18 protein-coding genes, 8 tRNA genes and 1 pseudogene are annotated in these 20,233 nt (G+C 67.4%); 20 read left to right on the forward strand and 7 right to left on the reverse strand.

The window, feature by feature from the left end; genetic code table 11:
- Positions 1 to 4: 4 nt before the first annotated feature.
- Together KY572_RS07100 and add are read right to left on the reverse strand one after the other, a co-directional pair.
- Entirely contained in the window at positions 5 to 784 is a 780-nt protein-coding gene (locus KY572_RS07100; RefSeq protein WP_224241657.1) for an SDR family oxidoreductase, read from the reverse strand.
- Positions 785 to 856: 72 nt separating this feature from the next.
- A complete protein-coding gene (add, locus tag KY572_RS07105; protein WP_224241658.1) occupies positions 857 to 2,017 on the reverse strand; it encodes an adenosine deaminase in 1,161 nt (386 codons plus the stop codon).
- Positions 2,018 to 2,074: 57 nt separating this feature from the next.
- On the opposite strand from add, the gene KY572_RS07110 reads away from it, so the two are divergent.
- The 3 genes and pseudogenes from KY572_RS07110 (at position 2,075) to KY572_RS07120 (ending at position 4,330) form a co-directional block, all read left to right on the forward strand.
- Complete coding sequence (locus KY572_RS07110; RefSeq protein ID WP_224241659.1) at positions 2,075 to 3,148, forward strand: outer membrane protein assembly factor BamB family protein; 1,074 nt, start codon at positions 2,075 to 2,077, stop codon at positions 3,146 to 3,148.
- Between the two features lie 101 nt (positions 3,149 to 3,249).
- A pseudogene (locus KY572_RS48080) lies at positions 3,250 to 3,798 on the forward strand (acyltransferase family protein); the annotation flags it as partial.
- A gap of 43 nt (positions 3,799 to 3,841) precedes the next feature.
- Positions 3,842 to 4,330: an acyltransferase family protein gene (locus KY572_RS07120; RefSeq protein WP_224242135.1), complete on the forward strand. Its 489-nt coding sequence runs from the start codon at positions 3,842 to 3,844 to the stop codon at positions 4,328 to 4,330.
- A gap of 28 nt (positions 4,331 to 4,358) precedes the next feature.
- Here the strand turns inward: KY572_RS07120 and KY572_RS07125 are convergent, their stop codons facing one another.
- On the reverse strand, positions 4,359 to 6,686 hold the full coding sequence (locus KY572_RS07125; RefSeq protein WP_224241660.1) for an ATP-dependent helicase: 2,328 nt from the start codon (positions 6,684 to 6,686) through the stop codon (positions 4,359 to 4,361).
- Positions 6,687 to 6,899: 213 nt separating this feature from the next.
- Between KY572_RS07125 and KY572_RS07130 the strand changes: the two genes are divergently transcribed.
- From KY572_RS07130 to KY572_RS07145, 4 genes are all read left to right on the forward strand, one after another.
- Entirely contained in the window at positions 6,900 to 7,370 is a 471-nt protein-coding gene (locus KY572_RS07130; RefSeq protein ID WP_224241661.1) for a PaaI family thioesterase, read from the forward strand.
- A gap of 120 nt (positions 7,371 to 7,490) precedes the next feature.
- Positions 7,491 to 8,132: an RNA polymerase sigma factor gene (locus KY572_RS07135; RefSeq protein ID WP_224241662.1), complete on the forward strand. Its 642-nt coding sequence runs from the start codon at positions 7,491 to 7,493 to the stop codon at positions 8,130 to 8,132.
- The gene (locus KY572_RS07140) at positions 8,125 to 8,655 is read left to right on the forward strand and encodes an anti-sigma factor (RefSeq protein ID WP_224241664.1); all 531 of its coding nucleotides are present in this window, start codon (positions 8,125 to 8,127) and stop codon (positions 8,653 to 8,655) included. The genes KY572_RS07135 and KY572_RS07140 overlap by 8 nt, the downstream gene beginning before the upstream one ends.
- An 11-nt stretch (positions 8,656 to 8,666) precedes the next feature.
- On the forward strand, positions 8,667 to 9,860 hold the full coding sequence (locus KY572_RS07145; RefSeq protein WP_224241666.1) for an AraC family transcriptional regulator: 1,194 nt from the start codon (positions 8,667 to 8,669) through the stop codon (positions 9,858 to 9,860).
- Here the strand turns inward: KY572_RS07145 and KY572_RS07150 are convergent.
- Together KY572_RS07150 and KY572_RS07155 are read right to left on the reverse strand one after the other, a co-directional pair.
- Positions 9,854 to 10,534 carry a zf-HC2 domain-containing protein gene (locus KY572_RS07150; RefSeq protein WP_224241668.1) on the reverse strand — a complete coding sequence of 227 codons (681 nt, stop codon included), beginning with the start codon at positions 10,532 to 10,534 and terminating at the stop codon, positions 9,854 to 9,856. The genes KY572_RS07145 and KY572_RS07150 overlap by 7 nt on opposite strands.
- A 535-nt stretch (positions 10,535 to 11,069) precedes the next feature.
- Entirely contained in the window at positions 11,070 to 11,738 is a 669-nt protein-coding gene (locus KY572_RS07155) for an RNA polymerase sigma factor (RefSeq protein WP_224241669.1), read from the reverse strand.
- Positions 11,739 to 12,201: 463 nt separating this feature from the next.
- Here KY572_RS07155 and KY572_RS07160 point away from each other — a divergent pair, with 463 nt between their 5' ends.
- Both KY572_RS07160 and KY572_RS07165 read left to right on the forward strand, forming a co-directional pair.
- Positions 12,202 to 12,909, forward strand: a complete 708-nt coding sequence (locus tag KY572_RS07160; protein WP_224241671.1) for a metallophosphoesterase — start codon at positions 12,202 to 12,204, stop codon at positions 12,907 to 12,909.
- A gap of 260 nt (positions 12,910 to 13,169) precedes the next feature.
- Positions 13,170 to 14,933: a vWA domain-containing protein gene (locus tag KY572_RS07165; protein WP_224241673.1), complete on the forward strand. Its 1,764-nt coding sequence runs from the start codon at positions 13,170 to 13,172 to the stop codon at positions 14,931 to 14,933.
- A gap of 205 nt (positions 14,934 to 15,138) precedes the next feature.
- Here the strand turns inward: KY572_RS07165 and KY572_RS07170 are convergent, their stop codons facing one another.
- Both KY572_RS07170 and KY572_RS07175 read right to left on the reverse strand, forming a co-directional pair.
- On the reverse strand, positions 15,139 to 15,852 hold the full coding sequence (locus tag KY572_RS07170; protein WP_224241675.1) for an endonuclease V: 714 nt from the start codon (positions 15,850 to 15,852) through the stop codon (positions 15,139 to 15,141).
- 596 nt (positions 15,853 to 16,448) lie between these two features.
- A complete protein-coding gene (locus KY572_RS07175; RefSeq protein WP_224241677.1) occupies positions 16,449 to 17,879 on the reverse strand; it encodes an alpha/beta hydrolase-fold protein in 1,431 nt (476 codons plus the stop codon).
- Between the two features lie 257 nt (positions 17,880 to 18,136).
- Between KY572_RS07175 and KY572_RS07180 the strand changes: the two genes are divergently transcribed.
- From KY572_RS07180 to KY572_RS07230, 11 genes are all read left to right on the forward strand, one after another.
- Positions 18,137 to 18,382 (forward strand): hypothetical protein, encoded by a 246-nt coding sequence (locus KY572_RS07180; protein ID WP_224241679.1) that lies wholly within the window; start codon positions 18,137 to 18,139, stop codon positions 18,380 to 18,382.
- Between the two features lie 14 nt (positions 18,383 to 18,396).
- On the forward strand, positions 18,397 to 18,978 hold the full coding sequence (locus KY572_RS07185; protein ID WP_224241681.1) for a HesA/MoeB/ThiF family protein: 582 nt from the start codon (positions 18,397 to 18,399) through the stop codon (positions 18,976 to 18,978).
- A gap of 206 nt (positions 18,979 to 19,184) precedes the next feature.
- The gene (locus KY572_RS07190) at positions 19,185 to 19,394 is read left to right on the forward strand and encodes a hypothetical protein (RefSeq protein ID WP_224241683.1); all 210 of its coding nucleotides are present in this window, start codon (positions 19,185 to 19,187) and stop codon (positions 19,392 to 19,394) included.
- Between the two features lie 96 nt (positions 19,395 to 19,490).
- Positions 19,491 to 19,577, forward strand: a tRNA-Tyr gene (locus KY572_RS07195).
- 91 nt (positions 19,578 to 19,668) lie between these two features.
- Positions 19,669 to 19,739 (forward strand) — tRNA-Lys (locus KY572_RS07200).
- A gap of 10 nt (positions 19,740 to 19,749) precedes the next feature.
- Positions 19,750 to 19,820: transfer RNA gene (locus KY572_RS07205), tRNA-Gly, on the forward strand.
- A 7-nt stretch (positions 19,821 to 19,827) separates the two neighbouring features.
- Positions 19,828 to 19,899, forward strand: a tRNA-Gln gene (locus tag KY572_RS07210).
- A 5-nt stretch (positions 19,900 to 19,904) separates the two neighbouring features.
- Positions 19,905 to 19,980: transfer RNA gene (locus KY572_RS07215), tRNA-Asn, on the forward strand.
- Between the two features lie 3 nt (positions 19,981 to 19,983).
- A tRNA-Cys gene (locus tag KY572_RS07220) sits at positions 19,984 to 20,054 on the forward strand.
- Positions 20,055 to 20,067: 13 nt separating this feature from the next.
- A tRNA-Glu gene (locus KY572_RS07225) sits at positions 20,068 to 20,140 on the forward strand.
- A gap of 15 nt (positions 20,141 to 20,155) precedes the next feature.
- A tRNA-Pro gene (locus KY572_RS07230) sits at positions 20,156 to 20,231 on the forward strand.
- Positions 20,232 to 20,233 lie beyond the last annotated feature (2 nt).

The following is a 20,233-nucleotide window of genomic DNA, read 5'->3' on the forward strand; positions in this document are numbered from 1 at the left end:
CGGCTCACACCACTCCGGACAGGCCTCCATCCACGTTGATGGCCGTGCCGGTGACATAGGACGCGCGCGCCGAGAGCAGGAAGGCCACTACATCGGCGAACTCCTCGCTCCGGCCAATGCGCCCGAGCGGCACGCCGGCCTCCCGGCTCCGCTCGGCATAGAACTCGTCCACGGGCTTGCCCGAGGCCTCGGCCCGGCGATTCCACTGCCCGCTCTGGATCATCCCCACGAGCACGGCGTTGACGCGGATGCCATCCGCGCCCAGCTCCTTGGAGAGCACCTTTGTCAGGGACATGCCGGCGGCCCGGGACACGGAGGAAGGCGTGGTGTTCTTCCCGGGCTCCTTGGCCTTGATGGAGAGCACGTTGACGATGGAGCCACCGCCGGCCGCGCGCAGGTGAGGCACCGTGAGGCGCACGGTGCGCATCGCGGCGAACACCTTGAGCTGGAAGTCCTCCTCCCACTCCTGCTCGGTGACGGAGAGGAAGGGCTTGGCGGAGGCGGAGCCGGCGTTGTTCACCAGGCCATCCACGCGGCCCCAGCGCTCGTGGGCGGCCTTGACGAAGCGCTCCAGGTCCTCGGCGCGAGACACATCCGCGGGCAGGGCGAGCACCTCACCGCCCTGGGCGCGCAGGGTGTCGGCGGTGGCCTCCAGCCGGCGCAGGTTCCGGGCGCACAGCGCGACGCGCGCACCCTCCCAGACGAGCCGATTGCACACGGCGGCTCCGAGTCCATCCGAGCCACCCGTCACGAGCACCACCTTGCCAGCGAGCTCCAGGTCCATATGAGCGCTCCCCCTCCTACGGTGAGAACCGCCTCCTTATATATGGACCCGCGAGCCCGCCGGGCGGGGAACTCAGGCCGGCTTCTTCACCGCGGTGGGACGCTTCTCGAAGGCGGCGAGCGTGGTGGCGATCTCCTGGTTCACGGCGCGCAGCATGTCCTGCTTCTCGCGGAACGGCAGGAAGGCGCTCTTGAAGCCGGAGACGATGACGGTGGTGAGATCCTCCAGCGCCAGACCCAGCTCCTTGTGAGCCAGCCACAGCTCCTTGGTCACCGTGGTGTCGGTGATGAGCCGGTTGTCGGTGTTGATGGTCACCCGGAGGCCGTAGTCGAAGTAGAACTTGAGCGGGTGGGCGGAGAGGCTCGTCACCGCGCCCGTCTGCACGTTGGAGCTGGGGCACACCTCCAGCGGGATGCGGTGATCGTTCACGTAGTTGAGCAGATCGCCGTCCTCGCGCAGCCGGGTGCCGTGGCCGATGCGGTGGGCGCCCAGGTAGTGGATGGCCTGGGAGATGGACTCGGGGCCGAAGGCCTCGCCCGCGTGCGCGGTGCAGTTGACGTTGTTCTTGAGGATGAGCTGGAAGGCGTCCTTGTGGTCCTTGGCGGGGAAGCTCGCCTCGGCGCCGGCGAGATCGAATCCGATGACGCCGCGGTTCTTGTACGCCACGCTCAGCTCGGCCAGGCGCATGGACGTCTGGGGGTTGATGTGGCGGATGCCGCAGACGATGACGCCGCACTTGATGCCCGTCTCGCGCTTGGCGGCGCGCAGGCCCTCGAGCACCGAGTCGATGACGGTGGTCATCTTCAGGCCCTTCTGCAGGTGCAGCGCGGGCGAGTAGCGGACCTCCAGGTAGCGCACGTTCTCGGCTGCGGCGTCCACGGCCAGCTCATAGGCGGAGCGGAAGAGCGCCTCGGCCGTCTGGAGCACGGAGAGGGTGACGTCGAACGCCACCAGGTACTCCTCGAGGTTCTTGCACATCTGCCCCATGTGGATGGCCTGGGCCAGACCGTCCACGGTGTCCGCGGGCAGCTTCACCTTCTGCTGCTCGGCCAGCTCGAGGATGGTCTTCAGCCGCATGGACCCATCCAGGTGGCAGTGGAGGTCCGTCTTGGGCAGAGCGTGGAGCAGCTCTTCCGTCACTTCGATGGCCGGGGGTGGGGAGATGTCGGTTCGCCGGGCCGCGGAGGGAATCCCGGTAGCGCTGGGGAGCTCGTCGTCTCGAATGGAGGCCATGATCGCGGTTCCTTGCTTGCCAACCCTCGTGCGGGTCGGAAGATGCGTCCCTAAACCATGCTGCCGCGCGCCTGTCCATGTACCCGCCTGCTGCTCGTGCTCCTGGTGACAGGGACGGCGGCATGCCAGCGGGCCACGGAGCCGGTGTTCACCTTCTCCACGGACGCATCCTCCCGAGCGGGGATGGTGGCGCTGGAGGACGGCGTCCTGGTGGGCAACGAGGCAGGCGCGCTGGTGCGGCTGAACCGGCGCGGAGAGCAGGTGTGGAGGGTGAAGTTCGGCCAGGAGGTGGCGGCGCGGCCCACGGTGGTGGGTGACAGCGTCATCGCCGGGACGGTGGGAGGGGAGCTGGCCCGGCTGGGGCTGGCGGACGGGGCGGACCGCTGGCGCCTCACTGGGGAGCCGCCGGTGCTCACGGCGCTCGTCTCTGACGAGGCCTCCGTGTACGTGCTGGGACAGGACGGGGCGGTGCGAGCGCACGCGCTGGACACGGGGCAGGTGCGCTGGAGGCGTCCCGCGCCGAAGGCCGAGGAGTCTCTCATCGACCCGAGCCAGCGGCTGCCGGCGCCGGTGTTGTCGGGAGGGGTGCTGGTGGTGCCGCAGGGGGAGGCGGGGCTCGTGGGGCTCTCCACGGAGGATGGCAAGCTCCGCTGGCGGCGACCGATGACGCAGGTGCTGGGCATGGCGCGGGAGGGAGACACGCTGTACGTGTCCATGCGCAACGGGCGAGTGGCCGCACTGGGCGTGGAGGACGGCTCGCCTCGGTGGGAGCAGACGCCGGCGCCTGTGCTGACCAGTCCGCCGACCTACGTCCAGGGAGTGCTCTGGGTGGGCACCGAGCCGCCGCAGCTGCTGGCGATCTCCCCGGCGGATGGAAGGCGCCTCTCGGGGATCGACCTGCCCTCCACGCTCGTGACGCAGGTGGCCGTGCACGGCGAGCACCTGATCGTGCCTACGAGCGGGCGTGAAGGTCTGCTGCTCGCCCTGCGGAGACAGGGAGGAGCGCCCGTCTTCTCGGTGCGTACGGACACGGCGCTGCGGTCGACGCCAGTGGTGCTCGGAGACCAGGTCTTCGCGCTGGGGCTGGACGGACGAGTGCTCTCCTGGAACATCCGAGCACCGGAGCGCTGAGGACTCCAGACGGGCTCTGTTCTATCCTCCGCGGCCGTCCTGGCCACGGCGAGGACGGAGCGTCCGGGCGAGCAGCCCCCGCATCCATCGGACGGGCAGAGATGAGTCAGCAGGAAGGGATCCAGAAGGAGCGAGTGGCCGGGCTGGACAGCCTGCGCTTCATCTGCGCGCTGCTCGTGGTGCTGGGCCACGGGGTGCATCCGCCGCTCATGGCGGGAGCGGATCCATCGTCGCACCGGCTGGTGTGGCTGGTGAACGGGCTGGTCAACAACCTCTACAACGGGCCCGCGGCGGTCATCGTCTTCTTCGTGCTCTCGGGCTTCTGCATCCACTGGCCCTACCGGGACGGCAGGCCGCTCAAGGTCGGAGAGTTCCTGGGCCGCCGACTGCTGCGCATCTGCCTACCGCTCTTCGTGGCGGTGGGAGGGAGCGTGGCGTTGGGGGTGCGGCTGCTCGACTTCAACGACTCGATCCTGTGGAGCCTGTTCGCGGAGATCATCTACTACGCGCTCTATCCGGTGATCCTGCCGCTGGCGCGGCGCTTCGGCTTCACGAGGCTGGTGGTGGCGGCGTTCGTGCTCGCGGCGGCGGTGGTGGTGACGCAGCCCAACGAGTACGGCAACTACGCGGTGTACGGGCTGAAGCTGAACTGGGCGCTGGGGCTGCCCTGCTGGCTGCTGGCTGGCGGCGCGGATGCACTCGGGAGCGGAAGCCCGGCCCGAGCCGTCGACCCGGGAGATCTGGCTCTGGCGCCTGGGCATCTACGGGCTGACCGTCCTCCTCAGTGGCCTGCGCTTCCACAGCCCGCTGAAGTACCAGTACACGCTGAACTTCTTCGCCATCGCGGTGGTCGCCTATCTGGCTCGGGAGATCGCCGCCTGCCAGCGCAACGCTCCCTCGGAGTGGCTCGAGCGAGCGGGAGCCTGGAGCTACTCCCTCTACCTGACGCACCCGCTGGCGCTGATGGTCTACGCACTCTTGCAGGTGCCAAACCTGGGCTACTTCTTCAGCTGGGCCGTGAGACTGGGCTCCGTCCTCGTGCAGGCCTACATCTTCTATCGGCTGGTGGAGCGCCCTGCCCACCTGCTGGCGCGCCGGATCGGCGGGGGGGCGTTGAGGCCTCGGTTGGCGGGAGCCTCGGCACTGGCGCCCGAGGTCTCCTCCTCGGCGCCACCGACCTGATCGCGGCTTCCACGACCAGACGAGGCGCTCAGCCCGGCATGAGGAAGCGGGCGATGACGCGCTTGAGGCCCACACTGCCGCCGAACTCGACCGTCACCTTGGCGTTGGGGCCAGTGCCGTCGGCGGAGATGACGCGACCCACACCGAACTGCTCGTGACGCACGCGCATCCCGCGCACATCTCCGCCCATGCCGTCCATGTCCGGGGCCTGGGAGTAGGAACGATCGATGCGAGGACCATCACCGTCGTCATGAGAAGGGCGGCGGCGAGGCGCCACGGGTGAGGGAGCGGGCCGCTGGACCTCCTGGGCCTCGGGCTCGATGCCAAAGAGAGTGGGCGGCACGTCGCGCAGGAAGCGCGAGGGAGGGTTGTAGCGCAGCTCTCCGAAGAGGGAACGGCACTGCGCGAAGCTGATGAAGAGCCGCTTCCGAGCGCGAGTGAAGCCCACGTAGCAGAGGCGTCGCTCCTCGGCCATCTCCTCGCCATCCTCGGGGTCCTCGACGGCGAGGGAGCGCGAGTGGGGGAAGACGTTGTCCTCCATGCCGGTGAGGAACACGGCATCGAACTCGAGACCCTTGGCCGCGTGCAGCGTCATCAGCGCCACACGGCCCTCCCCCACCTCGGCATCCGCCTCGCCCACGAGGCTGATCTGCTCCAGGAAGGCCTGGAGCGGGGGGACCTCGGCGGTGAGGGATGCCGCCTCCAGCTCGGGCGGCGGGGGCTCGGCACCTTCAGCTGGCGCCGCAGACGCGGCAGCCACCGCGGCGGCCACGCGATTCAGATCGAACTCCTGCGAGGCGCCGAGGAACTCGCGAAGGTTCTCCGCGCGGGTGAGGGACTCGTCACTGCCCTCGGCGGTGAGCGACTCCACGAGCTTGGTCTCCTGGAGCATCTGGTCCACGGCGCTCGCGGCATCCTTGGCCTCCTGGGCGAAGGAGTTCAGCGATGACACCAGCGCGTGGAAGCCCGCGAGGCGGCGAGCGGCGGCGGCATTGAGCGCGGGGATGCGCTCGGGGCGGGAGATGGCCTCGAAGAGGCTGATGCCCTGCTGGTCGGCGTAGTCCGAGAGGCGCTCCACGGTGGTGTCACCGATGCCGCGGGCCGGAGTGTTGATGACGCGCAGCAGGTCCGCATCGGAGCGCGGGTTGACCATCAGGCGCAGGTAGGCGGCGGCGTCGCGGACCTCGGCGCGATCATAGAAGCTGCGACCACTGACCAGCGTGTACGGCACGCGAGCCAGGCGCAGGGCCTCTTCGAGCACGCGGCTCTGGGCGTTGGCGCGATAGAAGACGGCCATCCCCGAGTACTTGATGAAGCCCTCGCGCTGCAGCGCATGGATCTGCCGGGCCACCTCCTGGGCCTCGGCGCGCTCGTCGCGGTTGATGAGAAGCTGGAGGTGCTGGCCCCGGGGCCGATCGCTCCAGAGCTTCTTGGGCATGCGCCGCCGGTTCTTCGAGATGACGGAGTGCGCGGCCTCGAGGATGTTCTGATCGGAGCGGTAGTTCTGCTCCAGCTTGACGACCCTGGCGCCGGGGTACTGCTCGGGGAAGCGGAGGATGTTGTCCACGCTGGCCCCGCGCCAGCGGTAGATGGACTGGTCATCATCGCCCACCACCACGAGGTTGGCGCTCGGGGGAGGCGCCAGCAGGCGCAGCAGCTCGTACTGGACGGGGTTGGTGTCCTGGAACTCGTCCACGAGCACGTGGGTGAAGCGGTGGCGGTACCGCTCCAGCACATCGGGGCGCTTGCGGAACAGGGTGACGAGCAGCAGCAGCAGGTCCCCGAAGTCCACGGCGTTGGCCGCGCGCAGCAGGCGCTGATAGGCCTGGTACACCTTCTTCACCACCATGCCGCGCAGGTCATCCACGTCCACCTGCATGTCCTCGGGCATGCGGGCGGCGTTCTTCTCCTGGTCGATGCGGTGGAGGATCTCACGCGGCTGCATGCTGGGCTCGACGCGAGCATCGCGCATGGCGCGCTTGACGAGTCCCAGCTGATCTCCATCGTCATAGATGACGAAGCTGCGAGTGAGGCCCACGGCCTCGGCCTCGCGGCGGAGGATCATCGCGGCGGACGAGTGGAAGGTGCTGACCACCAGCTCATTGGCCTGGGCGCCCAGCAGCTGGGTGAGGCGCTCGCGCATCTCGCGCGCGGCCTTGTTGGTGAAGGTGACGGCGAGGATGCGCCAGGGGAAGACGCGGCGGACCATGACGAGGTGGGCCACGCGGCGGGTGATGACGCGCGTCTTTCCACTCCCGGCCCCCGACAGGACGAGCAGGGGACCGTCCCCATGAAGGACGGCCTCCTTCTGGGGCGGGTTGAGGTCTTCGAGGAGGGCTTGTTCGTGCGGATTCACGGCGGCTCTGGAGGACGGAAACCCTCTCTTCTAACGCCTTTCCACGCTCCGGGAAGGAGGTTCTGCACGGCGTGCGGGCGATTGCCTCCTTGAAAGGGAGGCCCTCGTGCGTCGCCATCCCGCGAAGACTCTGACAGACTTGGGAACGCGGGGAGCACGCCCCTCTTCGCTCCAGGCGCCGGGCCACGAAGCTCTCGCATAGAGTGGTCGCCCATGTCCGACACCCCGTCCCGCCCCACCCAGGAGCAGCTCGATCGCTTCGCGGAGCTGTTCAACCAGAGCCTCACCCTGAGCCACCTCGGCATGCGCCTCTCGTTCTCCGAGGGCCGCAAGTGCATCGTCACCATCCCCAAGGTAGGCCCCGAGCACCGCGGCGGCCTGGGCACCTCGGCCATCAACGGCGGAGTCATCGCCGCCCTCTTCGATATCTCGATCGGCTGCACGGCGGCGCTGCTGGACCCCACGCGGCGCTGCGCCACCCTGCAGCTCTCCATGAGCTTCCAGCGCCCCCTCACGGGCCACGCCGTCCGAGCCGAGGCGGAGATCGACTCCTACGGCAAGAACACCCTGTTCGCCTCGGCCCGGGCGCTGGACGCCGAGGACCGCGTCTGTGCGCGGGCGCAGGGTGTCGTCCGTTTGTCTACAATCCCCTGGGCGTCGGGCGAGAGTCCCGCGGTCAACTGAGCCCACCTTGACCTACACCCTCTTCCACCGTGTCCGATATGCAGGGGCGGACCGGACGTTCTCGGAGGCGCCAGGGAGGAGTTGGAGCCTGGTAGACCACCGAAAACATAGGAAGAACCCATGGTGGGAGCGGCTGTGCAGGGCTTGCCGATGATTGGCCGACAGCGAGAGGACGCCGAGCAGCCTGCCGAGCGAGCCAAGGCGGGGGAGGAGGACCTCTCCCAGAAGGCCTTGGCAGGAGACCGGCGGGCCTGGGATGCGCTCATCGCGCGCCACCACCGTCGGGTCGTGGTATCGCTGCTGGCGAAGGGCATCCGGGTGGACCGGGCCCACGAGCTCGCCCAGGAGGCCTGGACGCGGCTCATCCAACAACAGCAGCGTGGACTGCTGACGGAGCTGCGCCTGCCCAACCTCGCGCTCACCCAGGCGGCCTTCCTGGCCGCGGACGATGCCCGGCGAGCCCGGCGCGAAGCCATTGCGGGCAACGTGGAGGAGCTGCCCGAGCGGCAGCACCCGGTGGATCCGTCCGTGTCGGCGGAGCGGCGCCTGTTGTCCGAGGAGCAGCTGTCGCGGGCGCATGAAGCCCTGGCGGGGTGCTCGCAGAGCGCCCGCAGTGTGTTCCTCCTGGCGTGTGATGGCCAGGAGCTTCCCCATGCCGAAGTCGCGGCGCGCGTCGGCCTGTCCGTCCAGCGCGTGCGACAGATCCTGTGCGAGGTGCGCAAGAAGCTGCGCTCCGCGCTCGAGGAGGAGAAACATGTCTGAACCGCACCTGACTCCGAGTGACGCGGAGCAGTACATCCTGGGTGCGCTGGACCCGGAACTTGAGCGCAAGCTCGAGGCGCACACCTTGGTATGCGACGCGTGCGCCCGGCTGCTGCAGCAAGAGGCGATGCTGGAGGAGCAGCTGCGCGAAGTAGCCAGCACGGCGCCTCGAGAGGACAACGTCATCCGTCCGGCGCGCTGGCAGGTCCGGCGCATGGCGGCGCTGGTGGTGGGACCGGCCCTCGCGGCGGCCGCGGCGCTCGCGCTCGTCGTGGCGCAGCCGAGACAGGTCTCCCGTCCGGCGCCCACGGGCCCGACGTCGCTCGTCCTGGAGCTGCCCGCGGAGCTGCCGAGCGCGGTGGTGGCCTGTCCGGATCTGACCACCCAGGAGTCGTGCGCCGAGGCGGCGGCGGCCCGCGGGCTGCTCGTGCAGTACCCGCTCGGGATGGGCGAGGTTCCTCGCTACGAGGGAAGCCTGGGGATTTCTTCGGGGGCGCTACCCTCCCGGCCCGCGTCGCTGTGAGGAGGCGCGCCATGACTTCCTGGATGAGACATCTCCGTGCGCTCCTGCCGCTGCTCGTCCTGAGCGCGGCGGTAGCCCGAGCGGACGAGGCCATCTCGCCCAAGGTGGGGGACTCCAAGAACCTGCCGGTGGGCTGGTTCGTGACGCAGAGCGCACCCAACCTGTACGAGGCGGGAGTGGACACGAAGTCGCCGTGCGAGGGCACGCGCAGCGCGTTCCTGCGCTCGCGCACGGACACGACGACGGGCTACGGCACCTTCATGCAGGCGTTCGGCGCCCAGGACTTCCGGGGCAAGCGGCTGCGTTTCTCGGCCACCCTGCGCGTCAAGGACGTGGATGGCTGGGCGGGGCTGTGGATGCGGGTGGAAGGCTCTGATCCGAAGAACCCGCTGGGCTTCGACAACATGCAGTCCCGAGCGTTGGCGGGGACCACGGGGTGCAAGCGTTACGACGTGGTGCTGGACGTGCCATCGGAGTCCTCCGCGATCATGGCGGGGCTGCTGCTGAGCGGAACGGGCCAGGCGTGGCTGGACGGGGTGCGCTTCGAGGTGGTGGATCGCTCGGTGCCGGTGACGGATCTGCTGGCCGCGCGTCCGCCGGCGCCGAAGGGTGGCCCTCACGGACTGGAGGACGCCGCGGCGGTGGTTCCGACGCCCCGCGAGAAACAGCTCGCCACGGGCAAGGTGGGAGAGATCTGGTTCAACCTGGGCCGCGTGAACATGGACAAGAGCTACACGCGGGGAGCGGACGGCGTCTGGAGGAACATCCTCGATGAGGAGGTCACCGAGAACGGCAACGAGGTGCGTGGCGAGTTCGAACACCGACCGCTGGCCCTGACGGTGAAGCGAGCAGGGACGCGAATGCTGATCGAGGGCACCTGGGGCATCGATCCGGTGCGCATCCAGCTGGATCCGGATCGGCTCACCATGAAGTGGGGCATCTACGAGCGCGACCTGCAGCGCGTCACGGACTACAAGGATGACCTCAACTGCTTCCGTTACGAGCGAGTCGAGGGCCTGCGGAAGACCGATCGGCTCGACGTGTGCGGAGCGGCGCTCAGCAGCGAACCACGGCCAACTCAGCTGGCCTTGGCCTTCCTGGGTAACGGCTTCCGCCGGGCGAAGCCACCGGGAGGACTACCGCCGCCGCTGCCTCCGATGACGCCCCGGGACGCGATGCGGGCGGGGACGAACATCTCTCAGTAGGAGAAGTCGCGCTCCAGGGTCTCGCCGCCCGCTTGAACGGTGAGGTGAGCCGAGCGCGCGCCGCCGGCCTCGGCACCGAGCTCGAAGGAGATGCCCTCGGGGCCCTGGCTGGGCTTGAGCGAAGGCTTGCCGGGAGTGAGGAACACCGCGGCGGTGACGGAGCGACCGGAGAGCGGCTGCACCAGGAGCCTCACACGCTGGCGCTCACGAACGAGGAGCACACGGAAGTCGCGCCGCTCCTCCAGAACCTCACGCTGCTCGGGGTGACGAGCACCGGGCCGACGTGGCACGGGAGCTCGGGAGGTGCGTGCCGCGGAGGCGCCAGCGCCCTCGGCCTCCATCTCCAGGGCCTCGTCGATGGCGGAGTCTCCCTCTTCGAGCGCCAGGACGGCCTGGGCACAGTCCGAGCAGCTCGCGGTATGCGCATCCACGCGGGCACGCTCGTCGGCGGACATGGTTCCGAGATCGAAGCTCCAGAGCTCCTCGGTGGTCAGGTGCCGGCGCGGCGGCTGATCGACGACCGCGGTGTCCGCGAGATCCGCGCGACATTCGGCACAGCTCTGAAGGTGGGGAGAGAGGGACCGGGGCTGCTGCGTCCAGGTGGCCACCAGGTCATCACAATCGGCCCGGGCTGAGAACCACCAGGCCTGCACTCGCTCGTTGGGATCGAGCATGTCGCGCTCTTCTCTGCGGTGCGGGTTCAAGGGGATGAACCAGCGGGCCCTCGCGCGGAGCGCGGCATCCATCTTCCCGAGAGCTTGGAGAAACTCGGTCCTGCGTTGCGCCGCCATTCCCTCGAGAGGTCCATGGAGCGCTTCCCACTGTCCGAGGGCGCGGGCCGCGGAGGCGGCGCGATCTCGAGCGCTCAATCCCTCCATGGCCGAACTGCGCCACAACTCGGACTCCTCCCCCCCCTCCCCTAGCGCGACTTCCACTGCTTCTTCGGCGGCCTTGAGGAGCGTGGCCCTCAGCTCCGCGGGTTTGAGGCTCTGGAGCCATGTCTCGATCTGAGGTCGAGTCAACGAGCGCAGTGCTGGCTCTACCCCTTCGGTTCCGACGCGAGAGCTCCGACGGAGGAGAGCTCCAGCCGCTTCGAGCGTACCTCCAACGGAGGAGGAGGAACCTGCGAGCTGATGCTGCCGGGACTGATAACGGGAGAGTGCGTCGCTCATCGAGAACCTCGCCAGAAACGGGGGGAAATTCGAGGGCTCACTCCACCTCCTCGGCTGCTACCTGCTTCAACTCGAGCAGGTACAGCCTGAGGTAGGCCTGCGCGCGACTGACGCGCTTGTAGGAGTTCACCACGGTTATCTGCAGGAGACGGGCGCATTCCTCGTGATCCTCCACGTCCTGGTGGTGGTACAGCTCCCACGCTCCAGCCTCCTTGGGGTGCTCCTTCTGGAGCCGGGCGAATGCAGCCCAGTAAAGCTCTTGAGCCTCCGTGCGCTCGGTGGTGCGACGAGCCGTCTCCACGGCGCGAGCCACCTCGGAAGGAGGCTCCTCCATGACGTCATCGGGGTCGCTGGGCGCAGGGGCCAGGTCCTCGCGCTGCCGCCGGTAGAAGTCGATGGCGACGTGCTTGACGATGCGCAGGAAGAACGTCTTGGGGGAAGCGGCCTTTCCGGGCATGTGCTCGGAGACGCCGCGGAACTGCTCCAGGCCTCGGTCGATGAACTTCCCCACCGCGTCCTGGAAGAGCTCGTCCGCATCCGCGGGCGAGCCACGGCCATAGCTGGCCTGGATCTTGCCGATGACGTATTTGGCTGGGCGGCTCCAGCGCTGAACGAGCGTACCGAGGGGGTTGCTGAAGGGCTCGCCAGCGGAGCGGCGCCGGGCCACTTCCGCGAACAATTCGTCATCCGTGAGCTGGTCGTACACCGGAGGAACCTGGTTGCGCCGAGGGGTTCAAGGCTTACCCACCTGAAGGGGTGGGCTCGCATCCACGGCTCGGCAAGGTACCACGATGGCATCCGCAGGCATCCTCCGATGACGCGCTCCCCCATCACCTCTGAACGGACAGGTAGGGGTGCGTCGGAAGGAGGGACGGGCCAATTCAGGCTTCCTGACAGAATCCGGGAGGCACCTCCAAGGTGTGCCTGGCAGCCTGCTCTGGGGAAAAGCGGGCGGAAAACCCGACGTCAGGAATGGGGTGAGGGGGCGTCCCTGCCGCCAACGATTTTCGAGTGCCTGGCCGAAGAGGCCTTACAAGCAAGGTGGTTCGACTCCACCCACCCGCTCTCCTCCAATGCGGGTGCCGTCGGGCGGTCCCGACACTGAACCGTAAATTCAGCGCATTCATGGCTTCCTCACTCGGGCGCTCATACCTTTGAGGTGTTGTCCCATGTCTCCCCGCACCATCGTCATTGGCGACCTCCATGGCTGTTACGACGAGGCCATCGAGCTGCTCGACAAGGTGGGCGCCACCTCCAGCGACCGCGTCATCTTCGCGGGCGACCTCGTCGACCGAGGCCCCAAGCGCCGCGAGTGCGTGGAGCTGGCCATGCGCTACGAAGCCATCCAGGGGAATCACGAGGAGAAGCACCTTCAGCAGCGCCGCCGCCCGGACGACCGCCTGTCGCCGGACCACCTGGAAACGCGTCGGGTTCTCGATCCGGAGCACCTGGACTACTTCTCCCGGCTGCCGCTCTACATCCGCCTGCCCGAGCACAACGCCATCGTGGTGCATGCCGGCGTGATGCCCGGAAAGCCCATCCAGGGCCAGGACCCGTACCACCTGCTTCACGCCCAGTGCATCCATCCACCGGAGACCAAGAGCTTCTGGCCCTCCAAGGCGCCAGCGACACACCGGTTCTGGACGCACTACTGGAAGGGCCCCGAGCGGGTGATCTTCGGCCACACGGTCTTCGACAAGCCGCTCGTCACCGAGCACGCGGTCGGCATCGACACGGGCTGTGTGTACGGCCGCTCACTGACGGCGGTGGTGCTCCCATCCTGGGAGCTCGTCTCGGTACCCGCGCGGCAGTCGTACCGGGGTGGCAAGGACGTGGCACTGTTCCCGATCCACGGGGACGTCTCCGTCTTCTCCTGAGCCGTACTCTTCATCGATCTCGCGCCCGTCCGGCGAGGCCCTACAAGCAATGCAGAGGTCGCGGGTTCAACTCCCGCCGGGGCCACTCCATGGCCCCGTAGCTCAGCCAGGTAGAGCACTGCCCTTCTCAGGGTCTCGAGGCTTCGCCACTCGGGCGCACCTTTCCCTTTCACCTCTTCACCTCACTTCAACCCGAGGCGGGTACTGCTCGCAGCGCCCGCTCCATCTGTCTCACCCGCAGCACGATCCCGGAGGGGACCATGACGACGCAGCAGAACACCCCGATGATTCCGGAGGCGCAGCGCGGGCCCGCCGAGCGACTGCTCGAGCTCGTGCTCAACGGCTCCGCGCACCTGTGGCACAACCGGCCCGGCCTGGATGTCAACGGCACCTGGCAGCCGGCGCCCCGCGGCAAGGCGGTGGTCTCGCCTCAGGCGAAGCGGGTGAGCCCGGGACTCTTCGTGCCGGCGGCGGTGAAGCTGTACCGGCAGATCCTGGACATCTACAAGCTCAACACGGACCTGATGGCGCACTTCGCGTCCTACGCGCTCACGCAGACGGACTGGCGTGACCTGAAGGTGGCCACCTGCGCGCTGATGCTGGTGCAGGGGCACGCGGGCCAGCCCGTGCGCGAGAACGACGGCAGCGTCGCCTTCTACGACGACGACCACCGGGCCATCGGTGAGGCGATGATCCTCCACTACGAGCGCAAGTCCACGCGCATGCTGACGCCCAAGGCGGTGCTGCGGGTGGCCGAGCTGCTCGAGACGCCGGAGATCGCACGCCTCAACCGGGAGGCCGGGTTCGGTGACCCGGGCTCGAAGCGGCCTCCGATGGGTCGGTGGAAGCGCGTGGCGCACAAGTGGCTCCAGGCGCGGGAGAAGAACCTGCCCATGCTCGAGGGTCTGGTGAAGGCCGGCTACAAGGAGACGCTGAAGAGGCTCGCCCGCAAGGCCGGCTACAAGCCGGAGTCGCAGGCGTTCTTCGAGGTGCTCGGCTGGAAGCAGAAGCAGTCCGCGGGGGGCCACCGAGCGGTGGGCCTCGAGGGGCTGCAGCTGATCAAGCGCGAGCGCTTCGACGGCCTCTCCGAGGCGGAGATCTGCGAGTGGATCGAGACCGATCGCCTCTCCTACAAGGAGGTGGTGGGTCGGCTGCCGAAGGACGTGGGGCTCACGCCGGCCATCATGGTGGCGCTGCTGCCGTCGCTGTCCGACCGTGACTTGCGGATGATGACGCCGACGCTGGAGGAGCTGGGCCTGCTGTCGGAGCCGACCATCCGGGCGCGCTGGGAGAAGGCCGTGCAGTCGGCGACCGACCAGCGGGCACTGCACATCGTGAAGAACGTGCGGAGCAAGGAGCTGCGCGAGAAGCTCGAGGAGGCGAGCGACAACGCGGCTCGGCAGGCCGTGGCGGAGGCAACCGCGGAGGCGGACGTGAGGGTGATGTTCCTCATCGACAAGTCCGGCTCCATGGAGGGCGCCATCGAGCAGTCCAAGGAGGCGCTGGCGCGCATCCTCGCGGGCTTCCCGATGGACAAGCTGCACATCGCGTCGTTCGACACGGTGGGCACGGTGCTCAAGCCGAAGGCGTCCAGCCGCATGGCGGTGCAGCACATGCTGCAGGGCATCAAGGCGTCGGGCGGTACGACGCACGCTGCCGCGGTGCACGCGTTGCACCGGGACGGCGTGAAGGTGCCGGCGGAGGCGAAGCTCATCGTCATCGTGGTGGGTGACGAGGCGGGCGAGGCGGGTGACCAGTTCGCCCGCGTCTTCCGCGACTGCGGCTACACGCCGGCGGCGATGGCGCTGTTGGTGAGCGTGGCGAGCACGCGGGGCAACACCGTGCGGACGTGCGCGGGGCAGCTCCGGGTGCCGTTCAGCGAGGTGTCGGTGGATCAGTTCGCGGACCCGTACCAGGTCCCGCGGGTGCTCAAGGCGCTGATGGACGCGCCGACGGCTCCTGGCGCCAGCCAGTCCGGCTGGGTCGAGCGGGTGATGCGGACGCCGCTGCTGAAGGTGGCTTGAGCCACAAAGGCGCCACCATTCCAGGGAAACCTGGAGTGGTGGCGCTCTTCATTTCTGGAGTCTCTTGGCGGTCGGCCCCTGCCCTGCACGACCGGCCGCAAGAGGTCGCGCGGATCGGCGGGAAGCTGCTCCATGACCTGCTCGACTTCCCCTTCGCTGATCTGCTCCCGGATGGCGTCGAGCACGGCGTGAGGGTGAACTTGGGTCAAGACAGGGCTGCCGCTGTGGAGAGCGGAGGTCCATGAGACTCTCTGCGCAGAGCATTGACGAGGCGATGGGCACGACGGGTCGTCTCCGGCTCGCGAAAGCGAGGACTCAAGCGCAGGACCCACTCCACGGCAGTTGGGAGGTCCATCAAGTGACCAGGGGAAACGTAGACCGGGCTGACGCCGCGTCGAGTCCTGACAGCCATACCGACCACCTCGCCTCGGTGCCGGATCTCGGCCGTCGCACCGCGCTCTTCCCCCAAGGGTCCATGAGTCCCCACCAGGAGCGACTTTGCGCACCCAATGGAGGGCACTCCAAAGAGCAGCCCGCCATGGCAGGCCAATCCCAGGCGGCGCGGATGGGCAATCCCCTGCCCATCGAAGACGATCAGATCCGGCGCCTGCGCCAACTTCCTCCAGGCAGCGGCAAGCACCGGCAGTTCCCGAAAGGAGAGCAGCCCAGGCACATAAGGGAATCGGAGCGGGACGGCGGCTCCTTCCTGGGCTACGGGAGCGAGTGATTCCGCGTCGAGAACGACGAAGCCCCCAAAGCCCATGTCGTTCCCACGCTCCGTGGAGATGTCCGCGCCGGTGACCCGAGATACCCGCCATCCCGCCGGCGGACGGAGCACCAACCGCTCACGAAGAGAGTTCTGAAGAGCCACGGCTTCCTGGGGCGTGACATCCCAGCCATGCAGAGGTTTGAGTTCCATGCACCACCCATCTGCACCCAATCTATACCCATCAGGTCACGCATGGCATGACCTACCTGGTGCGTAGTGCATGGACGGTCGCTCAGATGCCAGGCACGAAACCGGGCAGTTCAGGAAGCGAAGACTTCAGTGCGGAGCCGAGAGACGGTCCAGGATGAGCCCGAAGAAACTCCCGTCCCCGAGAAAGGCCCATCCGAGATGGGCATGGCAGGCACCGCAATGGGCGTACTCCCAGGCGTAGCCTGCAAACCAGGAGTCCTCGGAGGTAGGTGGGCCTGTCCGGATGCAGCCCTCTGCCTCGGCGAAGCATCCAAAGAGGAAGACGAAGCCGGAGGGGTTGACGCGGGTGTGGCTATGCCTTCCGTTGATGGTGGTGCGGTGACGCTCGCGGGTAATGACGTGACCACAGCGGGCGCAGCACAGCGGCGTCTCTGGAGACAAACTCTCAGGAGCGTCCGTGGGCCGTGCTGCTGGCTTTTGCTCCGGAGCAGCGTCCCCCTTGAGCCAGAGCGTCACCGGCATCAGAGGCTCGCACCAGCCAGCCTGCCAGGCGTGCGAGCCTCCGTCATGCCCTGCTTGTTCGATACCGCGCCAGCTCAAGGCACAGGCGGGTACAGGAACTCGAGGATCTGCTCGGTCCGAGCCGCCCAGGCCGCCTCATTGTGCCTGGCGCCCTCGGCCTCGACGTACTCGAGGTCGGTATCCAGCACCCAACCCTTGGAGACGAGTGCGTCCCGCAGCACTCGCGTATCTTCTACGGTCTTCTGGGACTCCGCTGCGGTGCCCTCTTCGTTGGTTCCAATGTCCAACCAGATGCGCAGCGCCAGCTTGTCCGCGAGGTTGTTGACGCGCGTGACGATGTCGCGATCCGCCCACCACACCGAGGGCGAGACGACGCCGAGCCGTGTAAAGGTGTCCGAGTGCTTCATTCCAAAGTACATGGACACGAGCCCTCCCAGCGACGAACCAGCAAGCCCTGTGAACTCAGGCCCCTCCTTCGTCCGGTAGGTGATGTCGATGAGTGGCTTGACCCTCTCCACGAGCAAGCGCCCGTAATCATCGGCCTTGCCACCCCCGTACTGAGCGGTGGGAACCTGCGTGTACTCAGGGATGCGATCGTCGGTGTTGTAGACGCCCACGATGATGATGGGTTCCATCTCCCCGGCCTCGATGAGCCGCTGAGCCGTCTCGTCCACGCCCCACTCGACGCCGAAGGAAGCCGTCCTGGCGTTCATCAGGTTCTGCCCATCGTGCATGTAAAGCACGGGGTACTCGCGGCTCGTATCGGTGTCGTAGTGAGGCGGCAGCCAGACGATGAGCTTGCGGTTCTTGAGTCCCAGGGAGGAGCCATCGATGTCGTGGTAGGCGACAGTGCCGGTGATCGTGTCCGGCTGCGGATTGACCGGGCCCTGGTCACGCCAGCTCCCGACCTGGACCTCAACCCTGGCGGGCGCGGCCACGGCATGGAGGTGGTTGTCGATCTCCCCACCCTTGGGATCCTTCTCCACCGTGTCCCAGGAACCGCGGGTGACCTTGAACTCCAGGTTGGCGCCCTTGGCGAAGTCCACACACGCGTAATAACGGTTACCGGAGGCAGCCTTCGCCAGCTTCACCCCGGCGCCGTTCCAGTTGCCCAGCTCCGGCTGGTTGCCCGAGATCCAGATCTCGGCCCCCGCAGGCGTACTGGCCGGAACAGCCACGTCGAAAGAGATGGGAGTCTCGGACTCGTCGGCGCCCACGGACCAGCGGCTGACGGTCCGCTGGAGCTCGACGCTCGCACGGTCCTCGACGGTGTAGGTGTGGGCCGAGACGGGCTCCTGCGCGTCGGGGCCTCTGAGCACGATGTTGTAGCGAAGGACCTTCCGAGCAGGCACCTCGGCGGTGCCCCGGAAGTGGCCGTCCACGTCACGCGTCAAGACGAGGCCCGGAGCCTTCCCGTCTCCCAGGGCGGGGGCGTTACCAACGACTGCGACCGTGGCGCCGCAGGGGGTATAGTCTGGAACGGTGATGTCGAACTTGACCGACACGCTCTCGTGCGAAGCTGGAGCCGGAGGAGGGTCCTCGCCGTAGCACCCCCCGAGCGCAATGCCGAGGAGAGCCATGAGGGATAGCGCTGCTCTGAAGCCAGGAAGGATCCATTTCATGGGCGCGGAGCATACCCGCCTGCTCGCCTCGAGTTCGACAAGCAGGCCCCAGATGTCAGGAAGTCAGGAGTCCTGCGTCCGCAGGCGCCTGGACCGACCGCGCTCCGTGGCTTCGCTCCAGGTGAAAGGATGCGATGGCGATGACGACCCTCAACATCACCTATGACGGAATGTCCGCGGACATGCCGGTGGAGCTGGACGGCCACGTGTCGGACGCGGACGTGCGGCGCATCGCGGTGGAGGTCGTGCGTTCCGGTGGTGTTCCGGGGATTCACCTGGCCCACCTGCGGGATGACGCCTTCCAGAACTACGTCGTGGACCGCTTCCGCGGGCCGCACGGCGCGGACCGCATCTACCTGCGTCCGAAGGTTCCCTTCGGCGCCTGACGGAGATGGCTCCCATGCGCATCATCTTCTGTGGAGTGGGAGCCATCGGCTCCACAGCGGCTGTGTTGTGCCGCAACCTGGAGGCCACGCTGGCCTTCATCGACTTCGACCGGGTGGAATCCAAGAACCTGCTCGCGCAGGCCTATGTGAAGCCCTCGGTGGGGAAGAACAAGGCGGAGGCGCTGAAGCTCCAGCTCCTCAACCTGCACGGCGTGAAGGCCGAGTCCTTCGGCGTGCGACTCACCCGAGACAATGTAGCGACGCTATGTGGCGGGGCGGACCTGCTCGTCGACTGCTTCGACAACCGGGAGAGTCGGCAGGTGCTCAGTGAGTATGCGCGTCAAGCAGGCAAGGCGCTCGTCCACGGAGCACTCTCAGGCGATGGCACGTTCGGACTGGTGCGCTGGGATGAGCGCTTCGTCCCGGACGCCGAGGATCAGGCCGGCCAGGCCACCTGCGAGGGTGGGCTCCACCTGCCACTCATCGGACTGCTTGGGGCCGCGCTGGCTCGTATCATCCAGGACTTCGTGAAGCACGGTGTCCGGCGCGACGTGATGGTGAATCTGAACTCGGTGACGCCCACGATGGGCACATGACAACGGCCTCGGAGCTTCTTGCTCCGGGGCCGTTTTCTTTTTCCCGGCAATGCATCCGCCGGCATCGCTCGACCCGGGAGGGGAGCATTCCTCCTTAAATATAGCTTGATGGGAAGCTGTGCTCTCCCGCTCGAGCCTGGTCCTCTGGAAGAGGGCTCCCGAAGAGCAGCTCGGGCTCGCACCCTGCGGGCGCGTGGAAACTCCACGTGCCTGTCAGGAAGGATTTATTGCCGCGTCATTTCTCGCTGAAAGGAGCGGTGACCATGGCGACGGTGACGATGCAGAGCGCGATGAACCCCAAGCACACTGATGATTTTGCCGGTCGCATTGATTCGCTCCCGTGCCCCAGCCTGGTCACCGCTCCGGTGTTGTCCGCCGGATTCGAGTGGTATCGCGGCAGACTACCCGGCTTCTGAATGTCGACGCCTCCTCCCCTCCCGAGGCGCCGTCGACTCAGAGGCCGGGCTCCCGAAAGGGAACCCGGCCTCTCTGTTTTCCGAGCTTCACCTCAAGGGGATGTAGAGCGTTAGGGAGACGCGCTGGCCTGTAGAGCCTTCGCCGCATCGACGGCCCACTGAGTTCAACTCTCAGCGTCCCCACTCCCAGCAGTTCCCAGGAAGTTCCTTGTTCTCTGACAACTGAATCGCAGTGGTGAAGTTCGTCCGCCCGCTCGCACGGGGGCGGTCAAACGCCTCCGTAGCTCATTGGTCGAGCATCCGCCTCTTAAGCGGACGGTGAGGGTTCGATTCCCTCCGGGGGTACTCGCAGCACGCGGGTGTCGTTTAGTGGCAAGACTCCGGTCTCCCATGCCGGCAACACGGGTTCGAATCCCGTCACCCGCTTCACCATACCGGGATTGTCTAATTGGCAGGATGGCGGGCTCTGACCCCGCAGGCGCAGGTTCGAACCCTGCTCCCGGTGCTCATTCGGCGATAGCTCAACTGGCAGAGCACGCGGCTGTTAACCGCGGGGTTGAGGGTTCGAGTCCCTCTCGCCGAGCCAACTGGCCTGTTCCACCCGGGGTGGCGGCGGTCTGCAAAACCGTCTGGCGGCGGGTTCAACTCCCGCACGGGCCTCTCAACAGTTTCTGCCTCGTTCGTCTATCGGCATAGGACTCCACACTCTCTATGTGGAAAGGCGGGTTCGACTCCCGCACGAGGTACTCGCAGTCGTTTCACGGGATGTAGCTCAGCTTGGACGAGAGCGCGCGCTTGGGGTGCGCGAGGTCGCTGGTTCGAATCCAGTCATCCCGACT

Origin of the sequence: Hyalangium gracile (assembly GCF_020103725.1) — a bacterium.
Taxonomy (GTDB): Bacteria; Myxococcota; Myxococcia; order Myxococcales; family Myxococcaceae; genus Hyalangium; species Hyalangium gracile.

Coding starts and splice junctions, on each gene's coding strand:
- KY572_RS07135 (WP_224241662.1), top strand. CDS start 7,491: ATGGTGGGAGCGGCTGTGCAGGGCTTGCCGATGATTGGCCGACAGCGA.
- KY572_RS07120 (WP_224242135.1), top strand. CDS start 3,842: ATGCACTCGGGAGCGGAAGCCCGGCCCGAGCCGTCGACCCGGGAGATC.
- KY572_RS07110 (WP_224241659.1), top strand. CDS start 2,075: ATGCTGCCGCGCGCCTGTCCATGTACCCGCCTGCTGCTCGTGCTCCTG.
- add (WP_224241658.1), bottom strand. CDS start 2,017: ATGGCCTCCATTCGAGACGACGAGCTCCCCAGCGCTACCGGGATTCCC.
- KY572_RS07140 (WP_224241664.1), top strand. CDS start 8,125: ATGTCTGAACCGCACCTGACTCCGAGTGACGCGGAGCAGTACATCCTG.
- KY572_RS07150 (WP_224241668.1), bottom strand. CDS start 10,534: ATGCTCGATCCCAACGAGCGAGTGCAGGCCTGGTGGTTCTCAGCCCGG.
- KY572_RS07180 (WP_224241679.1), top strand. CDS start 18,137: ATGACGACCCTCAACATCACCTATGACGGAATGTCCGCGGACATGCCG.
- KY572_RS07165 (WP_224241673.1), top strand. CDS start 13,170: ATGACGACGCAGCAGAACACCCCGATGATTCCGGAGGCGCAGCGCGGG.
- KY572_RS07170 (WP_224241675.1), bottom strand. CDS start 15,852: ATGGAACTCAAACCTCTGCATGGCTGGGATGTCACGCCCCAGGAAGCC.
- KY572_RS07100 (WP_224241657.1), bottom strand. CDS start 784: ATGGACCTGGAGCTCGCTGGCAAGGTGGTGCTCGTGACGGGTGGCTCG.
- KY572_RS07185 (WP_224241681.1), top strand. CDS start 18,397: ATGCGCATCATCTTCTGTGGAGTGGGAGCCATCGGCTCCACAGCGGCT.
- KY572_RS07130 (WP_224241661.1), top strand. CDS start 6,900: ATGTCCGACACCCCGTCCCGCCCCACCCAGGAGCAGCTCGATCGCTTC.
- KY572_RS07145 (WP_224241666.1), top strand. CDS start 8,667: ATGACTTCCTGGATGAGACATCTCCGTGCGCTCCTGCCGCTGCTCGTC.
- KY572_RS07160 (WP_224241671.1), top strand. CDS start 12,202: ATGTCTCCCCGCACCATCGTCATTGGCGACCTCCATGGCTGTTACGAC.